This is a genomic window from Paraburkholderia sp. EB58 (genome assembly GCF_050436665.1).
In the GTDB taxonomy this organism is placed as follows: domain Bacteria; phylum Pseudomonadota; class Gammaproteobacteria; order Burkholderiales; family Burkholderiaceae; genus Paraburkholderia.
In genome coordinates, this window is the sequence record NZ_JBNDMQ010000058.1 from 1 (window position 1) to 15,409 (window position 15,409).

The following is a 15,409-nucleotide window of genomic DNA, read 5'->3' on the forward strand; positions in this document are numbered from 1 at the left end:
AGACGCGGCTCGATCCCGCATAGCGGCTTGAGCACGCTCACGGAGGTCCAGCCGACGTGACATACGCCGGCACGCTTGCTGAAAAACGGCATCGCAAAGGCAGCGACCAACGAGTAGAACGTGGCGATCCAGCACAGGGCGAACAAAAGCCACTGTGAGACAGAAACGGGATGTTCGATCATCGTCTGTGACCTCGTGCGAAGCCCTGCGGCGCTAATGTCGGGGTTCAATTCAACGCGTTGACCTGATCAAGATTAATATTTTGTAATGCTTAATATGTAGAACGACAGAAATATGAAGGCTTTTAGACAGATTCGATTAACCCGATAACTAAGCCCTTGTGAAAATTCCGTCGAAACTCATGCAACGTCGTTGTACCCCGAAGATGTCGCCGCTAACAGCTTCTCCACTCAAACGGCCTCCGATTGAACCGGAGATGAAGAATCACAAGCGTCCGCACCGGGCAGACCGGAGAAACCGATGTCGCGTTGGAATGTGCGTCGGTGATAGTGGCGTAGCACTGTGACAGCGCTGAGACGAATGCGGCGCGAGCAATTCGCTTGATGACCAGTACGATGCATACGATGATCGCTGCGGCCGCGATACGGAAGGTCATCGAGGTAAATACGTCTTCGGAAACGCCAAACAGGATGATCGATAGCAACGCTGCCGCCTGGATCGCTGTTGCGGCAAGTGATGCTGTCAGGAGATAGGCCCGCAGCATGTCGATTGTGGAGGGTTTCATGGCGCAGCTCGTCGATACGGGGGAAAGAAATATCGAAGGCGCTTTCATTTTCCTTGTGGCGATCGATCAGCAGATGCACGTAGTCGGGGTTTAAGTCACATCACTACACGTGCGTTGTGGGTGGATAGTAAATGCCAAACCTGAAGGAAACCTTAAGCAACCGAACAGTGGGGTTTCATCTGCTTTCACTGTCCCAACATGGTTAAACTTGCCAACACGGCCGTGCGCTTCGCCGCTTTAGAAGCACCGCTACCAGCAAAACTATTTCTGCGCACACTTATGCGAATTCTCCTTGTCGAAGATGACGATCTGATTGGCAGCGGCGTCGAGGCCGGCCTTCATCACGCAGGCTTTGCGGTCGACTGGGCACAGGACGGCCATCAAGCCAAGCTCGCCCTCGAAACCACGGACTACGCGCTGGTCGTGCTCGACCTTGGACTACCCCGAGTCCCGGGCACGGAACTCCTGAAGTGGTTACGGGGAGGCGGCAAGGATGTACCCGTCCTCGTACTCACGGCAAAGGGGACGGTTGCCGACAAGGTGGGAGGCCTGGAGGCAGGTGCGGACGACTACCTTGGCAAGCCTTTTGATCTGACCGAACTCATCGCGCGTTGTCGCGCGCTTTTGCGTCGTTCGCAGGGACGTAGCGTCGAAATCCTTCGGTATCGCGCCCTCGCTGTCGATCCGGTTGCGCAGACCGTATTGCGCGACGATGTACGCGTTCCGCTGACCGCCCGCGAGTGGGCGGTGTTACTTCAGTTACTCACGCACCAGGGTGTTCCTCAATCAAGGTCTCGCCTCGAAGAGAGCTTGTACGGATGGCACGAGGAAGTTGAGAGCAACGCGATCGAAGTGCACATCTCGAACCTGCGGAAGAAACTCGGCGCTGACCTGATCAAGACTGTCCGGGGTATCGGCTACGTTGTGGAGAGAGCGTGATGCCGAATTCGATACGCGGTCGCTTGGCGCTGCTGGTGCTCGCCAGCATTACGCTGGTTTGGACGATCGCTCTCGGCTGGAGTTACCGTCAGGCGACGCGCGAGGTTGCAGAATGGGACGATGCACGCCTTGTCCAGCTTGCGCAGTTCATTGTGCTGCTCGACCAGAACGACCTCTCGATCCTGTCGAAAGCGCGTATCGATGCACGCACGGAATACAGTCGTCACCCAACCCGCGTCACCGCCACGGATGGTGACGAAGCGCCGCGCGAGGCTCTGTTTCAAGTCCTGGACGCCAACGGCCGCGTCCTCGCCAGCAGCGCGCACCTCGCACCACTAGGTGCATTCGCGTCGCCCGCTGAGGCAACACCAGGCGCACGGATTGTGACGCTTGGTGGCCGGCCGTGGCAAATCTATGTGCTTCAAGACAATGCGTCAGGCCGCACGGTACGTGTGCTTGAGTCAACCAACAGCCGCAGCGATCTGACAACCGGCGTCGCGCATCGAATTGCGAAGCCAATCGCTCTGGCGTTGCCGGTTCTGGCGTTGCTGGTCTGGATCAGTATTGGTCATAGCCTCGCGCCGCTGAAAGCGCTCTCGCGGGCGATACGGACCAGGGATGCCGGCAAGCTCGAGTCGATCGAGATAGGGCCGACTCCGGTAGAAGTGCGTCCGCTCGTCGACGCGATCAATCAACTGCTGTCGCGACTGCGACTTTCGATCTCGCGGGAACGCGCGTTCACTGCGGACGCCGCGCACGAGTTGAAGACGCCGCTGGCGGCCATCAAGGTGCAGGCGCAAGTGGCACTCGTGACACAGGACAGCGCCCAGCAGCAACTCGCCATGCAGCGGGTCGTACAAGGCGTGGATCGCAGCGCCCATCTCGCCGAGCAGTTACTTCTGCTCGCACGCCTGGACGAACATCACAAGATCCCCGCCCAGCCGGTTGCGCTGGTGGCGCTAGCCCAGGACGCGATCGCAGCCAACGAACCCGATGCTCAACGAAAAGGCATGAGCGTCGCGCTCGTCGGCGAAGTGCACTCGGAAGTCATGGCCGAACCCGTATTGATGGACATCCTGCTCGACAACCTGATCGACAATGCGATCAAGTACGGCAATGCAGGTGGTCGTGTCGAAGTCTCTATCCGGCGCAACACGGACGCCGTCATGCTGACGGTTGGAGACAACGGTCCCGGTGTTGCGCCAGAAGACATCGCGCGCCTCACCGACCGCTTCTTCCGGATCACGGGCACCGGTGCGAACGGAAGCGGACTCGGGCTCTCAATCGTCGCGCGTATCGCGGAGTACTTTGGCGCCAGACTCGACTTCGGCACCGGAATCAGCGGACAGGGTCTTGCAGTCCATGTTTCATTTCCTTTGCCCACCGTTGCGTCCGCACAGATCGCGTCAACCAGCCGGATCTAGCGCATTCGCTGGTTAGGGCAGGAACTTGGCGAGGTGAGCTGCACCGCGCTGGCCGGAAACCCTAATTAATAAGCATTCCTCTGTTGTTCGGCCGCGAACGATCGTTCGACCGGCGACTCTTCTCTGGCAACAGTTGGCTGCTTGCGCCGTTTCACCTGCAGCCCACTTGACCAGTAAATAGGGACGCTCCGGCAGGGCCAAATTGCGATTCGAGCTTGACAATCTACGCCCAAGTTAGTAACCTCTAAAACATCAATAGACAGGTTACATAGTTCAGCGGATACGAACGACCGTCAACCTTTCCTTCCCGGCTTACCCGGGAGACCTTATTCCATATTTGACTACGGAGAGATCCCTATGCGTGCCATTGTTCTGGAGAAATTCGGCGGCCTCGATAGCCTTGTTTATAAGGACATTCCGGAACCCGAGCCGAAAGAGGGTCATGTCGTCATCGAGATCAAGGCGTTCGGAATCAACCATGCGGAAATGCATATGCGCCGCGGGGAATGGGCTGAGGCGGCGCCCATTAGCGGGATCGAATGTGTGGGCATCGTAAAGTCATGCCCCGGTGGAGAATTTCCGGTAGGTGCCAAGGTAGCCGCTTTGATGGGTGGCCTCGGACGCACCATCAACGGTAGTTATGCTGAATATACGCGCGCGCCCGTTTCGAACGTGGCCTTGATCGAAGCGGATCTGCCGTGGGCTGAACTTGCCGCGATTCCGGAAACGTATGCGACCGCATGGACATGCCTGTTCCGCAACCTCGAGATCCAGAAGGGACAGCTGCTTGTTATCCGTGGAGCGACCTCGTCATTCGGGCAAGCGGCGCTGAAGATGGCGGTCAACGCTGGGGCTCGTGTCATCGCGACGACACGTAGTCGTGATCGGTTTTCGATGCTGGAGTCGCTGGGCGCCGAGCGCTGTGAGATAGAACGACCAGATCTCTCGAAGCACATTCCGGAAGCGAAGCAGATTGATGCGGTGCTGGATCTGGTCGGCAATTCGGTCGCGCTGGATTCGCTCGCGATGTTGCGACGCGGAGGGCGCTCGTGCCTCGCGGGTTGGCTCGGTGGCCTCGATCCAATCCCGGATTTCAACCCGTTGCTGCAAATGGCGAGCGGTGTCTATTTAACTTTCTTCGGCAGCTTTGTGTTTGGGACGCCCGGTTTTCCGTTGTCGGACGTGCCGTTACAGCAGATCGCCGCGGATGCTGCGGCCGGTCGTCTGAATGTGAAACCGGCTCGCGTTTTTGGCTTCGACGAAATCCATGAGGTGCATCGCGTGATGGAGGCGGGCGAAGCGCGGGGGAAAATGGTGGTCGTACACTGAACGGAGCATTCCGCTTCAGCCATGAAAATCTGACGGCATCGAGTTCACCTGGGCAGCGTCTCCCGAGCAGCGGCGACTTCCCCGTGGTCGCGAAGGTTTCAGTACCCAAAGCTGTTCTGCTGTACCGTACCTACAACCGCCAGATATGTCGGTACGGACCCGTACCGCGAGAAGTCAGGGCGACGCTATGGGAGATTTCCATGATCAGACGGCTGCTCACGATTGCCACAGTATTGCTGAGCGTTGTTGCGGCGACTCCGGCTCACTCTGACGTAGGTTCCGATAAGGCTGCCATCACGGAACGGCTGCAGCGTTGGGCGGAGGCGTTCAACGCTCGCGACGCCACAGGGGTCTGTGACGTGTTCGCGCCTGATCTGGTTTCAACCGTCCCTGAAGTGCTAAATGGCAACCGGACCGCGCTGTGCGCGAGGCTCACCGCCCTACTGGCAAAGCCTGAGTTGAGCCTCCATTACGACAGCCCGGACATCCGCGAGATCATAGTTTCTGGAGATATCGCCGTAGTGCGGCTGTTCTGGACGCTTACGGCCAGGAAGGGTGGTGAGCAGAGCGTAACAAATGAAGCAGGAATAGACATTTTCAGGCGGCAACCAGATGGCAGGTGGTCCATCGCCCGCTTCATGTCATTTAGCACAGCGCCGAATACGGTCCTCGAATAACCGGTAACCTGGTGCTTCCTCCGTCGGGGCGCCGCTTACGTTAGCGCCTCAGCGCAGGTCAGCCCGGAGATCCCGCACTCCCCGCCCCAGGCGTTGACGCAGGAGCGTGCGTAAAGTTGCTCCGTCGACGTAACCCACTTCGGCTGCGATGGCATCAATGTCCAGGCCACTGCCGTGTAGAAGCGATTGCGCGCGTTCAACGCGTAGGTCCTGAAAGTAGGCAAGCGGCGATTTGCCAAGCACCTCCTGGCAACGCCGCTGCAGCGTACGTGCACTCGTCGCCAGTGCATCGGCGGCTTCCTGCAGCGAAAATCCTGCCTTGAGATGGTCTCGCGACCATAGTTCGAAGCGCTGAATAAGCGGGTCTGCTTGAGCCAGGTGATTGGGGATAATGTAGGGCGCTTGCGAGGAGCGTATGTCGGCGAGCAAGTAGCGTGAGACGAGCGCTGCCAGTTCCGGACTGGCTCTGCGTATCAACCAGAGGGCGAGATCGAGGTGCCCCATCGCTGCGCCAGCCGTCACCCCCACGTCGGTCGGCACAAGCATGCGAGACTCGTCGAGCAACACGTTCGGGTAACGTTGCCGAAACAGCGGACCGAGCCACCAGGTCGTAGTCGCTTCCCGATGATCGAGAAGTCCGGTTTCCGCCACAAGGAACGTCCCGATACAGGACGCGGCGATCAGCGCACCCTCAGCACGCCATTTCAGCAGTTGCGCCTTGGCTTGAATCACATCCGGCCGTTCGAGAGCTGGGACCAACTGCTCCGGTGTCCCCGTACTCAGTGCAGGAACCACTACCCAGTCGGGCTTTAAATCCGCCGTTACCCCTCGGACCGGTATGGTCAGTCCCTGGCCCGACCGGACCCTCTTGCGCATGGCGATAATCGACACATCGAAATAAGGACTCCCGCCCATTTGCCCGGCCGAGAACTTATTTGCCAGCGTAAACGCGTCGAGCATGACAGTGAGCGCTGTGTCGAACAGTCCCTCAAGGGCGAGGATGGAAATGCGCATGGCGTGAATGACCCTAAAGTTGTCATTTACGACGATACAGCTTTTTGCGTCCGAGGGCTACAGTGATCTCCGTCGTACATCACAACGAAGACCGACCAAGGAGGTCACCCATGAAAGTTTTTGCCATCGCGTCCGCAAATTCGACCCTCACACCGGAGAAGCTCCAGCAGCACATGCCAAACGAGGTCCCGGCCACCCTCAAGCTGTATCTCGAGGGCAAGGTCGAGCAATTCTGGTTTCGTGAGAAAGCTGGGCCTATCTTTCTTATGAACGTCGATTCGGTCGAGCAAGCCAAGGCCACGCTGGACGGGCTGCCGCTGGTGGCTGACGGCCTCATGACCTACGAACTGCTGCCGGTCGGACCGCTCGCGCCACTTGGCCTGCTGATCCGGAACAAGTGAACTCATACCTCATTGGCGTCAACCTGGATCTACACTCGTAGAGCCTAAGCGCCGATGGACTGGATAGGGTGGCGAGATTGTTGAAACACTTGGCGATCCCTCTGAGGTGCTCGATCCCGTTGAAGAACCATTCGACGAGATACCACTGACGTTGGATCGCCCGGTCCCTGCATTGGGGCCCAATCACACAAACGACGGAGCAGGAAGATGGACGAGGCAGAAGAGATTACCCAATACTACGAGCGGGCCAGCCTGGTTGAGCAGTTACGCGCGGCCTTGGCGAAAAGCGAACTCGGCGAGAAGCGGCTCTCTGCAAAAGATCTTGCTCCGCTTGACCAGTTCCATTCGCGGGGCCTGGCGGCGACCGTAGAACTGGCGAAGGCGCTCCCGATCACTGAGGCGACCCGTGTCGTCGATATTGGATCCGGGCTAGGCGGCCCGTCCCGCTATTTGGCCGAAACCTACGGTTGCACGGTGCGCGGCGTCGATCTCAGTCAGTCCTTCGTCGACGCCGCTAACTTCCTCGCAGAGCGCTCCGGCCTCACAAGCAAGGTTACCTACCAGCGCGGGAACGCGCTCTCCCTGCCGTTCTCCGATGGTGAGTTCGATCTCGCATGGACCCAGCACGTTGCTATGAACATCGCCGACCGGGCTGCTCTCTACGGCGAAACGTTCCGCGTGCTGCGTCCTGGTGGCCACCTCGCCATCTTCGATGTCGTCGCCGCCTCTGAAGACCCCCTGCATTACCCTGTGCCTTGGGCGCGCGGGCCGGAGACGAGCTTCCTCGTAACGGCGGACGCGATGCGCAGCGTCCTCACGAATCAAGGGTTCCGCATCACGTCCTGGATTGACTGCACTGAAGCTGGCATCACCTGGTTTCTGGCGCGGGAGGCCGAGCGAGCGCAGGTTTCGACGCCGCCTGTGCTCGCTCTCGGCACCGTCATGGGCCCGGCGTTCGGCCAGGCGACCGTCAACCTTCGCCGCAATCTGAGCGAGGGACGCGCGGCGCTCATCCAGGCTATCTGCGAGAAGATCTGAGCGTGCCGGCAACAGACGTCGGCTAGAGCGCCGCTTCCCGATACTTCGCGAACTTCGATGTCTGACCGATCCCCGGGTTAAAGCAATTGCAGGGATCGAGTTCCTCATAGAACGCTGCAAGCTGGGGCTTCGCGTGGTACAGGTGGCCGACATTGTGTTCCGCCGGATATTCGGCACCGCGGCGGTCCAGCAGCGTCCACATTTTGTGTTCAACTTCGAGGCAGTCGTTGCCCTTCTTGACGATGTAATCCTGGTGGAACACATGGCAAAGGAAGTGTCCGTAGTACAACTTGATAGAGATCGTCTCTTCGATCTCGCGTGGCAGCGTCTCGATCCAGTCACGATCATTGCGCCGCAGTGCGATGTCCAGCGCGACGATGTTTTCCACTTCCTGGGTATGCACGGCGCGATAGCGGACAGCCGCACCGGCAGCAGCGAAGCGGTGCAGGAACGCTTTCCTGCCTTCTTCGTCAGTGCATTCAAAATAGCCGCCAGTGGCCTTTGCGAAGAAGCCTGAGAGGAAGGCTCGCGTCTCCTCGACGCTTTCGGCCGCGACTTTCAGCATCAGGTGATGCTCGTACTTGTCACGGTACTGTTTCATTCGCGGCGGCAGATGGCTCGGGAACAGCCGGCTCGCAGCCTGCATGACGCGATCGGTGAGATGCGAAGGAAGAAAGCCGAACCGATCGAACAGTGCATCGAACCGGCTTTTTAGTCCGAACAGCGCGGGCAGTCGGGACGTGCCGAGATAGTTGATCGCAAGAAAAGTATCCTTTCCGTACTCCTCAGCGATATCGAAAGCGTCGCGATGCAGATATTCGCCTGAGATGGGCAAGTGTTTGAAGTCGTGCAGCGCGTGACGGCGAATCGCAGTGAGTTCGTCAGGTACGTTCGTGCCGATATAAAACACTTTCGCGTTCTGCTCAATCGGAAACGTGTCGAGCCGCACGGCAAACACCATCACCTTGCCAGCCGATCCCGAGGCTTCATGGAGGCGCTGCGGATCGGCGTTAAAGCGCGCCGGCGTATCCGCATCGATCTCACGCACATGAGTCGCGTAGCCGTGATCGGAACCGGCGCCCGCGTTATGGCGAATATCAACCTCTGTGAACTCGCCACGCTCGAGCCGGCCAAGGATGTCTTCCGGTGTATCGCCGAGTTCGATTCCCAGATGATTGACGAGGTTTAGTTTTCCCGCTGCGTCCACCTGGCCGAATACCGCCATTTCCGTATACGCCGGGCCGCGATGCACCAGCGCGCCACCCGAATTGTTGCAGACCCCACCGAATACCGAGGCGCCGATGCAACTCGAGCCGATCACCGAGTGAGGCTCGCGGCCAAGTGGCTTCAACGTCTTTTCCAACTGGTCGAGCGTGGCCCCGGGAAGACAGACGACCTGCTTGCCATCGTCGATCACGTACACCTTCTTCATGCGGCTCGTGCTGACAATCACGATGTCGCGATCATAGTCGTCGCCGTCCGGTGTCGAGCCGCCGGTGAGGCCCGTGTTCGAGGCCTGCGTGATCACAATCACATTCGCTGCAACGCATGCCTGCAGCACTTTCCACTGTTCGACGATCGTGCCGGGGCGCACCACTGCAAGTGCCTTGCCTGCGCCAAACCGAAAACCTGTGCGGTAACGACGGGTCGCGTCATTTTCGGTCAGGGTGTGCTGCTTGCCGACGATGTTGCGCAGGTCCGCAATCAAAGTGTCAGCCGTGCTATCTGGAACGGCTGCTGACGGTGCGCGGGTTGCTGACATTGAATTCTCCTGAAGAAACATTGGGCGTGACGCGCATCGCTTCGACTGATCGCCAGATGTGACCTTTGAGCGCATCGGGTTGACACAAGGTTAAAATCAGGCCAGTCATTAGTCCAATATCTCGAAGTCACTTTTTGGAGACGAAAAAGATATGGAATTTCGTCAGTTACGCTACTTCCTCGCCGTGGCCGAGCATCTGCATTTCACAGATGCCGCCGCGCACCTGGGCATCGCTCAACCGCCTTTGAGCCAGCAGATCCTCAAGCTCGAGCGGGAAATCGGCACGCCGCTGTTTGTCCGGCATCCGCGCCGAGTCGAATTGACCGAAGCGGGACGGCTCTTTCGCGAGAGCGCACGGCGCATCGTCGAGGACGCACATCAGGCCTTCGTCGAAGTACAGAATGCGGGACGTGGAGAGACGGGACGGCTTTCGCTCGGTTTCGCGGGTTCGACGGTGTTTCATCCCATGGTCGCGACGACGATGCAACAGTATCGGCATGCGTATGAGCGAGTGTCGATCAGTTGCGAGGAGAGCAACAGCTCGGCGCTGCTCGACAAGGTCGCCGAGCGTCAGCTTGATGCCGCATTAGTGCGCATGCCGTTGAACTGCCGAGATCTGATCGTCGAACCGCTGGTCGATGAAGACATGCTGGCGGTGCTACCGGCGGATCATCGACTGAGCCGGCGACGGCGCATCGATCTGGCAGACCTTGCGGGCGATCCGTTCATCCTGTTTCCACGGCCAATAGGCCCGGATCTGCACGACTCGATCATCGCCGCCTGCCGCGAAGCCGGCTTCGCGCCCCCGATCGGCATGGAGTCACCACAGATTTCATCGGCGGCGAATCTCGTGGCGGCCGGGTTCGGCGTCGCAGTAGTGCCTGCGTCGATCCGGCAGGTCCAGGTCGTAGGCGTGTCGTATCACGAACTAAAGGGCAAACCGCTTTCGACGGGTATCGCGCTCATCCATCGGCCGCGTGAAAAGTCGCCGACGGTGCTGAACTTTGTACGGATTTTGCGGCAGCAGCGAGCGGCTGCCCGCGCGGCATAATGGTCGCGTTGAAACCCAGGTTGCGTGGCAGAATCACGCTGCCACGTCCTCACACAAAGGAGATTCATCATGTCTCGCACCACTGCCGAAAAGCGCCAGGCATTTCGCACGTTGCACGAAGAAGGATGTTTCGTACTGCCAAATCCGTGGGACGTGGGTAGCGCGCGTTATCTCGCATCCGTCGGCTTCAAGGTGATTGCCACGACCAGTTCGGGCTTCGCGTGGTCGAACGGCCGGCCGGACAACGGCGTGTCGCGCGATACGGTCCTCGCCCACCTGCGCGACATGGTCCGCGCGACGGATCTGCCGGTCAACGCCGACTTCGAAAACGGCTTCGGCAAGGATCCCGCCGAAGTCGCGCAAAGCGTCCGCATGGCGATCGATACCGGCGTCGCCGGATTGTCGATCGAAGACTCAACGGGAGATCCGGCGTCGCCTCTGTTTCCGCTCAATGTGGCCGTTGAACGGATCGCCGCCGCAAGACGCGCGATCGACGAGGCGGGCGGCGACACGCTACTCGTCGGACGGGCCGAGAATTTCTTTGCTGGTAGGCCCGATCTTGAAGACGCGATCGCGCGCCTGCGAGCGTATTCGCAAGCGGGCGCCGACTGCCTGTACGCGCCGGGCATCCAGACGCGCGAGCAGATCGAGGCGGTGGTCGCCGCGGTCACCCCGAAGCCGGTCAATCTACTGATCGGCGGACCTTCCGCGTTCACACTTGCAGAACTGGAGAAGCTCGGCGTGCGGCGCGTGAGCGTGGGCGGCGCACTGGCCCGCGCGGCGTGGGGCGGCCTTGTGACTAGCGTTCAAGCGCTTGCAGAAGGCCGCTTCGACGGCTTGCCGAAGGAGCCATCAGGCACGTGGTTGAACGGCATGTTCGAGGACACGAAGTAGCGTCGCGTCGTTCAGTCACTAACCGCTTCTTACCTGGACAATCGCATCGGCAGTCCGTGCTGATTGCGATATCCCGCGTCGTAATGCCGTCCACGAGAAGGCGTAACACTAATCCACATCAGCAGAAAGCGTCACGCTCTTCTGTGCCTCAAGTTCAACGAGCCGACCGGTCAGCGCTTTGCTAATCGAGTGATACGCCGAACTACCAAGTGCAAGACGCAAGCTCGGTCTTTCGGCATCGGCAGCCACGATCATCGCGTCGACGGTCTTGGCAGCATCGCCCGTTAGCGGAAATGCATTGTTGGTGATAAGGCGACGAATCTCCCCTGCAGGCGTCTCGGCATAAACGGTCATCGCTTCCGGGCTCACCAGGTTCGCGCCAAAGTTCGTCCCCGTGGGGCCCGGCTCGACGATGATGAAGTCGATCCCAAACGGCGCGACCTCTTGTGCAACCGATTCGACAAAGCCTTCGACACCCCACTTGGTGGCGTGGTACAGACTGAAGCCCGGATAGACAGCCTGCCCGCCTTCTGACGAAACCTGCACGATTCGCCCGCCACCTTGCTCACGCAGGTGCGGTAGCGATGCGCGAATGAGTTGGATCGAGCCGATCAGATTCGTAGCAATCTGCTGTTCAAGTTGTTCGTCGGTCACCTCCTCGGCCGCGCCGAATAGTCCGTAGCCGGCGTTACTCACCACGACGTCGATGCGCCCCATCTCCTCAAACGCGCGGGCCACCGTCGCACGCACCGCATTGGCGTCAGTCACGTCGAGCGTCAGGATGCGAAGGCGGTCGCCGTACTGCGCGACCAGGTCGTCCAGCGCGCCAGGCCGCCGTAGTGTGCCGACGACGCGGTCGCCGCGTGCGAGCAGCCGCTCAACAAGCAGACGGCCAAGGCCACTAGAAGTGCCGGTAATAAACCATGTTTTGTTCATGTCACGTTCTCCAGAAGGTTTGAAAGCCCATTCTAGAAGTGCGTCACTAGTGCGAGAAGCCGCTATAGTTGGCATGACCCCGTGAAAAATCTTCACCAATGGCCAAACCTACACTCGCCGATCTGACGGCTTTTTCCACCGTTGCGACCCACCGCAGCTTCCGACGAGCGGCCGATGCACTCGGCGTGTCGCGATCCTCGCTGAGTCACGCCATGCGAGCCTTGGAGCGGGATCTGGGCATTCGTCTGCTGAATCGCACTACACGCAGCGTGTCGCCGACAGAAGCTGGCGAACAATTACTCAGACGACTCACGCCGGTGCTGCGCGAGCTTGACGAAGCGCTGGACTCGGTCGCCGACGAAGGCGGACAACCCACCGGCACGCTACGAATCAACGCTAACGAGGGCGCGGTGCGGCTGCTCCTGGAAAACGTGGTCCCGCGTTTTCTGGCTCGCTACCCGGGCATGGCGCTGGATCTGGTCGCGGAGGGACGCCTCGTCGATATCGTTGAGCAGGGGTTCGACGCTGGGGTTCGGCTTGGCGAAGCCTTGCCGCAAGACATGGTGGCGGTGCAGTTGGGCGATGACCTTCGCTTTGTCGCCGTCGCAGCGCCGTCCTATCTCGCGGAACGGCCACGACCTGTGACGCCCGACGATCTGGCTCAACACTGCTGCATCCGCAATCGCCTGCCGAGCGGCAAGCTCTACCGCTGGGAGTTTGCGAAGCAGGGACAGGAGGTCGTGGTCAATGTCCCCGGTGCACTCACGCTCGACAACATTGGATTGATGATCGAAGCCGCTGCCAACGGGTTGGGAATTGCCTATGTTCCCGAGCCCGCTGCGCGTGCCTGGTTGGATGATGGCCGGCTCGTGACCGTGCTGGACGATTGGTGTCCCGTCGTTTCCGGCCTCTATCTCTACTATCCCGGCCACCGCCATGTGCCCGCCGGGCTGCGCGCATTCATAGAAGTACTAAGGGAAGGTACCTGACGCATGAATCCGCAGGCCGCCACTTCCTCATCATGGCAACGTAATCGGCACCGGGCGCGTGAGCAGATCGACGTAGAGACTGAAGAAGCGATTGTTGTCGAACTGCGTCACGTAGGTGATCTTCTGCGGCGAAGCACCTGGCGCGGGCTGATCGGGGTACACCGTCACATGCCCTTGATCCTCGCCGCTCGTGGTATCGATATTGAGGTAAGCGCTTTTCGTTTGCGTGGCATAGGTGGGATCCATGAAATACGCAATCGTCAACGTATCGAACAAGTCGGTGTTCTCGGCGAATGCGCCCGCATTGGCGATGGCGTAAGCCTTCGTCACTGCAGTCTGCTTGCTCGGATTGTTGACGACTTCGTCGTACACGGTTTGAGTGAGTGGCACCGTATTGGTCACGTCGAGTGGAATGTCGCTCTGGGGAATCGTCGTCTGGAGAACCGTGCGGACGGCAAGCGGATCGAACCACCAGTTGAGTTCCGCCACGGCGTTTGCATTGCCGGGCACAGCCATGGCACCGCCCATGTAGACGATCTGCTTGATCAGCGGCACGATCTCCGGCGCCTTCATGATGGCCGTGGCGAGATTGGTCGGCGGACCGACCTCGAGAATGGTGACCTGGTTCGGATAGCGCTTGATGGTCTGGATCATGAAATCCGCAGCGCTTTGCGCCTGCAGTTTCGTCGACACCGCAAAGCCGTCCGGCGGCGCGACAAGCTGAGACTGGCTGGTCGGTTCCGGCCGGCTCCACGCGCCGAAATAGCCTTGCGGATTGGCGGCCTGTTGCGCACGAATACTCGCAACGTCGTATTGCAAGGGATAGTCGGCCCCGCCATAGACACCCACCACATTCTGCACACCCATGCGCTCCACGGCCTTGAGCGCATCCGCTTCCTCCTGGATCAGCCAGTCGTTGCCGGTCACGACGCAGAGCCCGAGCAGGTTGACCTTACCCTCTCCCATCAACTGCGTGGTCATGGCAAATAGCTGACCGTCGTCGCCCATCGTGTTGAAGTCTGAATCGATGATGACCTTCGGTGCGACGGCGAGGGGATCGGTGACCGAGACGTCTCCTCCACATCCGGCAAGGATCATCGGCATGATAAGGATACCTATATATTGTGATCTCATGTTTTCATCCTGTATGTCGTCTGTATAGACTGCGATTGACCCAAGGAACACCCTCCGGAGAGGGTGCCGGTAATTCAACGTCAAGCCACTCAGAGTTGCAGGTCGGACTACCTCATGTCACAACACCACAATAGGCGTCCGCTTCAGGCTGCGCTATCGACCTCCGCACGAGTCGGTATCGAAGGCTGCGCGCCGGCGCGCGTAACGGAAATCGCGGCCGCACGTTGTGCGAGGCTGATCGCACCTTCCAGCGGCTGCCGCGCGGCCAGCTGCGCGGCAAATACACCAATGAAGGTATCTCCGGCAGCCGTCGTATCGACGGCCCGCACTTGCGGCGCCGGAAAATGCGTCCCTTCGCCGCCTTCCAGCAAAAGATAAGCGCCTTGGGCACCGAGCGTGACGATCACGTTGCGAGCGCCACCACGTTGCAGCTCCGTCGCGGCCCTTCTCGCGCCACTTTGCGATTCGACCGGCAGGCCGGCGAGTATCGCAGCCTCGACCTCGTTCGGAACGAGGTAGTCGACCAAAGGCAGCCATTCGGCAGGCAGCGGCCCGGTTGCCGGCGCCGGGTTCAGCACCGTGATCTTGCCAAGCCGCCGAGCAAGAGCCAGCGTCGCATAGACCGAATCCCAAGGTATTTCCAGTTGGCAAACCACGACATCGCAAGCCTTGATTGCTGCTTCGTGACGCGCGACGCTCTCCGGCGTGACCTCACCGTTACTGCCCGCGACTACGACGATCGTGTTCTGTCCGTCGTCCGAAACCGTCACCATGGCAACGCCGGTAGGCTGTACGGGATCGACCTCAACGCCTGCGCAGTCGATGCCCTCCGCTTCTAGATCCTCGACGCGCTGCGTACCGTTCGCATCCTTACCCACGCAACCAACCATCGCCACGCGCGCGCCGATGCGCGCGGCCGCCACCGCCTGGTTGCCGCCCTTGCCGCCGGCCACCTGCGAAAACTCATGTCCGCTGATGGTCTCGCCGGGCCGCGGCAAATGCGGTGAACGGGCGACCAGGTCCGTATTGATGCTGCCAACCACGAGAACGCGACCTTGCTTCGCTTCTTTCGACAC

Annotated in this window: 15 protein-coding genes and 1 pseudogene; 9 read left to right on the forward strand and 7 right to left on the reverse strand. The window is 59.9% G+C overall.

Translation table 11 applies throughout. The annotated features are described in order from the left end of the window. Both P3T40_RS42110 and P3T40_RS42115 read right to left on the reverse strand, forming a co-directional pair. Window positions 1-182 (reverse strand): annotated as a pseudogene (locus P3T40_RS42110) (bacteriohopanetetrol glucosamine biosynthesis glycosyltransferase HpnI); the annotation flags it as partial. A gap of 212 nt (window positions 183-394) precedes the next feature. Next, window positions 395-793: a hypothetical protein gene (locus P3T40_RS42115; protein WP_429273585.1), complete on the reverse strand. Its 399-nt coding sequence runs from the start codon at window positions 791-793 to the stop codon at window positions 395-397. A gap of 231 nt (window positions 794-1,024) precedes the next feature. Between P3T40_RS42115 and P3T40_RS42120 the strand changes: the two genes are divergently transcribed. The 4 genes from P3T40_RS42120 (at window position 1,025) to P3T40_RS42135 (ending at window position 5,114) form a co-directional block, all read left to right on the forward strand. Then, a complete protein-coding gene (locus P3T40_RS42120; protein ID WP_429273586.1) occupies window positions 1,025-1,684 on the forward strand; it encodes a response regulator in 660 nt (219 codons plus the stop codon). After that, the gene (locus P3T40_RS42125) at window positions 1,684-3,108 is read left to right on the forward strand and encodes an ATP-binding protein (RefSeq protein WP_429273587.1); all 1,425 of its coding nucleotides are present in this window, start codon (window positions 1,684-1,686) and stop codon (window positions 3,106-3,108) included. The genes P3T40_RS42120 and P3T40_RS42125 overlap by 1 nt, the downstream gene beginning before the upstream one ends. Window positions 3,109-3,465: 357 nt before the next feature. After that, complete coding sequence (locus tag P3T40_RS42130) at window positions 3,466-4,437, forward strand: zinc-binding alcohol dehydrogenase family protein (RefSeq protein WP_429273588.1); 972 nt, start codon at window positions 3,466-3,468, stop codon at window positions 4,435-4,437. Between the two features lie 200 nt (window positions 4,438-4,637). Next, window positions 4,638-5,114, forward strand: a complete 477-nt coding sequence (locus P3T40_RS42135) for a YybH family protein (protein WP_429273589.1) — start codon at window positions 4,638-4,640, stop codon at window positions 5,112-5,114. A 48-nt stretch (window positions 5,115-5,162) separates the two neighbouring features. Here P3T40_RS42135 and P3T40_RS42140 read toward each other — a convergent pair whose 3' ends face one another. After that, window positions 5,163-6,128, reverse strand: a complete 966-nt coding sequence (locus tag P3T40_RS42140; RefSeq protein ID WP_429273590.1) for a GlxA family transcriptional regulator — start codon at window positions 6,126-6,128, stop codon at window positions 5,163-5,165. Window positions 6,129-6,238: 110 nt separating this feature from the next. On the opposite strand from P3T40_RS42140, the gene P3T40_RS42145 reads away from it, so the two are divergent. Next, the gene (locus P3T40_RS42145) at window positions 6,239-6,529 is read left to right on the forward strand and encodes a hypothetical protein (RefSeq protein WP_429273591.1); all 291 of its coding nucleotides are present in this window, start codon (window positions 6,239-6,241) and stop codon (window positions 6,527-6,529) included. A 207-nt stretch (window positions 6,530-6,736) separates the two neighbouring features. Further along, window positions 6,737-7,567: a methyltransferase domain-containing protein gene (locus P3T40_RS42150; RefSeq protein ID WP_429273592.1), complete on the forward strand. Its 831-nt coding sequence runs from the start codon at window positions 6,737-6,739 to the stop codon at window positions 7,565-7,567. 22 nt (window positions 7,568-7,589) lie between these two features. Here P3T40_RS42150 and dld read toward each other — a convergent pair whose 3' ends face one another. Then, the gene (dld, locus tag P3T40_RS42155; protein WP_429273593.1) at window positions 7,590-9,329 is read right to left on the reverse strand and encodes a D-lactate dehydrogenase; all 1,740 of its coding nucleotides are present in this window, start codon (window positions 9,327-9,329) and stop codon (window positions 7,590-7,592) included. 151 nt (window positions 9,330-9,480) lie between these two features. Here dld and P3T40_RS42160 point away from each other — a divergent pair, with 151 nt between their 5' ends. Then, a complete protein-coding gene (locus P3T40_RS42160; protein WP_429273594.1) occupies window positions 9,481-10,380 on the forward strand; it encodes a LysR family transcriptional regulator in 900 nt (299 codons plus the stop codon). Between the two features lie 69 nt (window positions 10,381-10,449). Then, a complete protein-coding gene (locus tag P3T40_RS42165; RefSeq protein WP_429273595.1) occupies window positions 10,450-11,274 on the forward strand; it encodes an isocitrate lyase/PEP mutase family protein in 825 nt (274 codons plus the stop codon). Window positions 11,275-11,382: 108 nt separating this feature from the next. Here the strand turns inward: P3T40_RS42165 and P3T40_RS42170 are convergent, their stop codons facing one another. After that, on the reverse strand, window positions 11,383-12,210 hold the full coding sequence (locus tag P3T40_RS42170; protein ID WP_429273596.1) for an SDR family oxidoreductase: 828 nt from the start codon (window positions 12,208-12,210) through the stop codon (window positions 11,383-11,385). Window positions 12,211-12,308: 98 nt separating this feature from the next. Here P3T40_RS42170 and P3T40_RS42175 point away from each other — a divergent pair, with 98 nt between their 5' ends. Further along, window positions 12,309-13,199: a LysR family transcriptional regulator gene (locus P3T40_RS42175; RefSeq protein WP_429273597.1), complete on the forward strand. Its 891-nt coding sequence runs from the start codon at window positions 12,309-12,311 to the stop codon at window positions 13,197-13,199. Between the two features lie 30 nt (window positions 13,200-13,229). Here the strand turns inward: P3T40_RS42175 and P3T40_RS42180 are convergent, their stop codons facing one another. Next, entirely contained in the window at window positions 13,230-14,303 is a 1,074-nt protein-coding gene (locus tag P3T40_RS42180; RefSeq protein WP_429273598.1) for a nucleoside hydrolase, read from the reverse strand. Window positions 14,304-14,476: 173 nt separating this feature from the next. Continuing rightward, window positions 14,477-15,409 carry a ribokinase gene (rbsK, locus tag P3T40_RS42185; protein WP_429273599.1) on the reverse strand — a complete coding sequence of 311 codons (933 nt, stop codon included), beginning with the start codon at window positions 15,407-15,409 and terminating at the stop codon, window positions 14,477-14,479.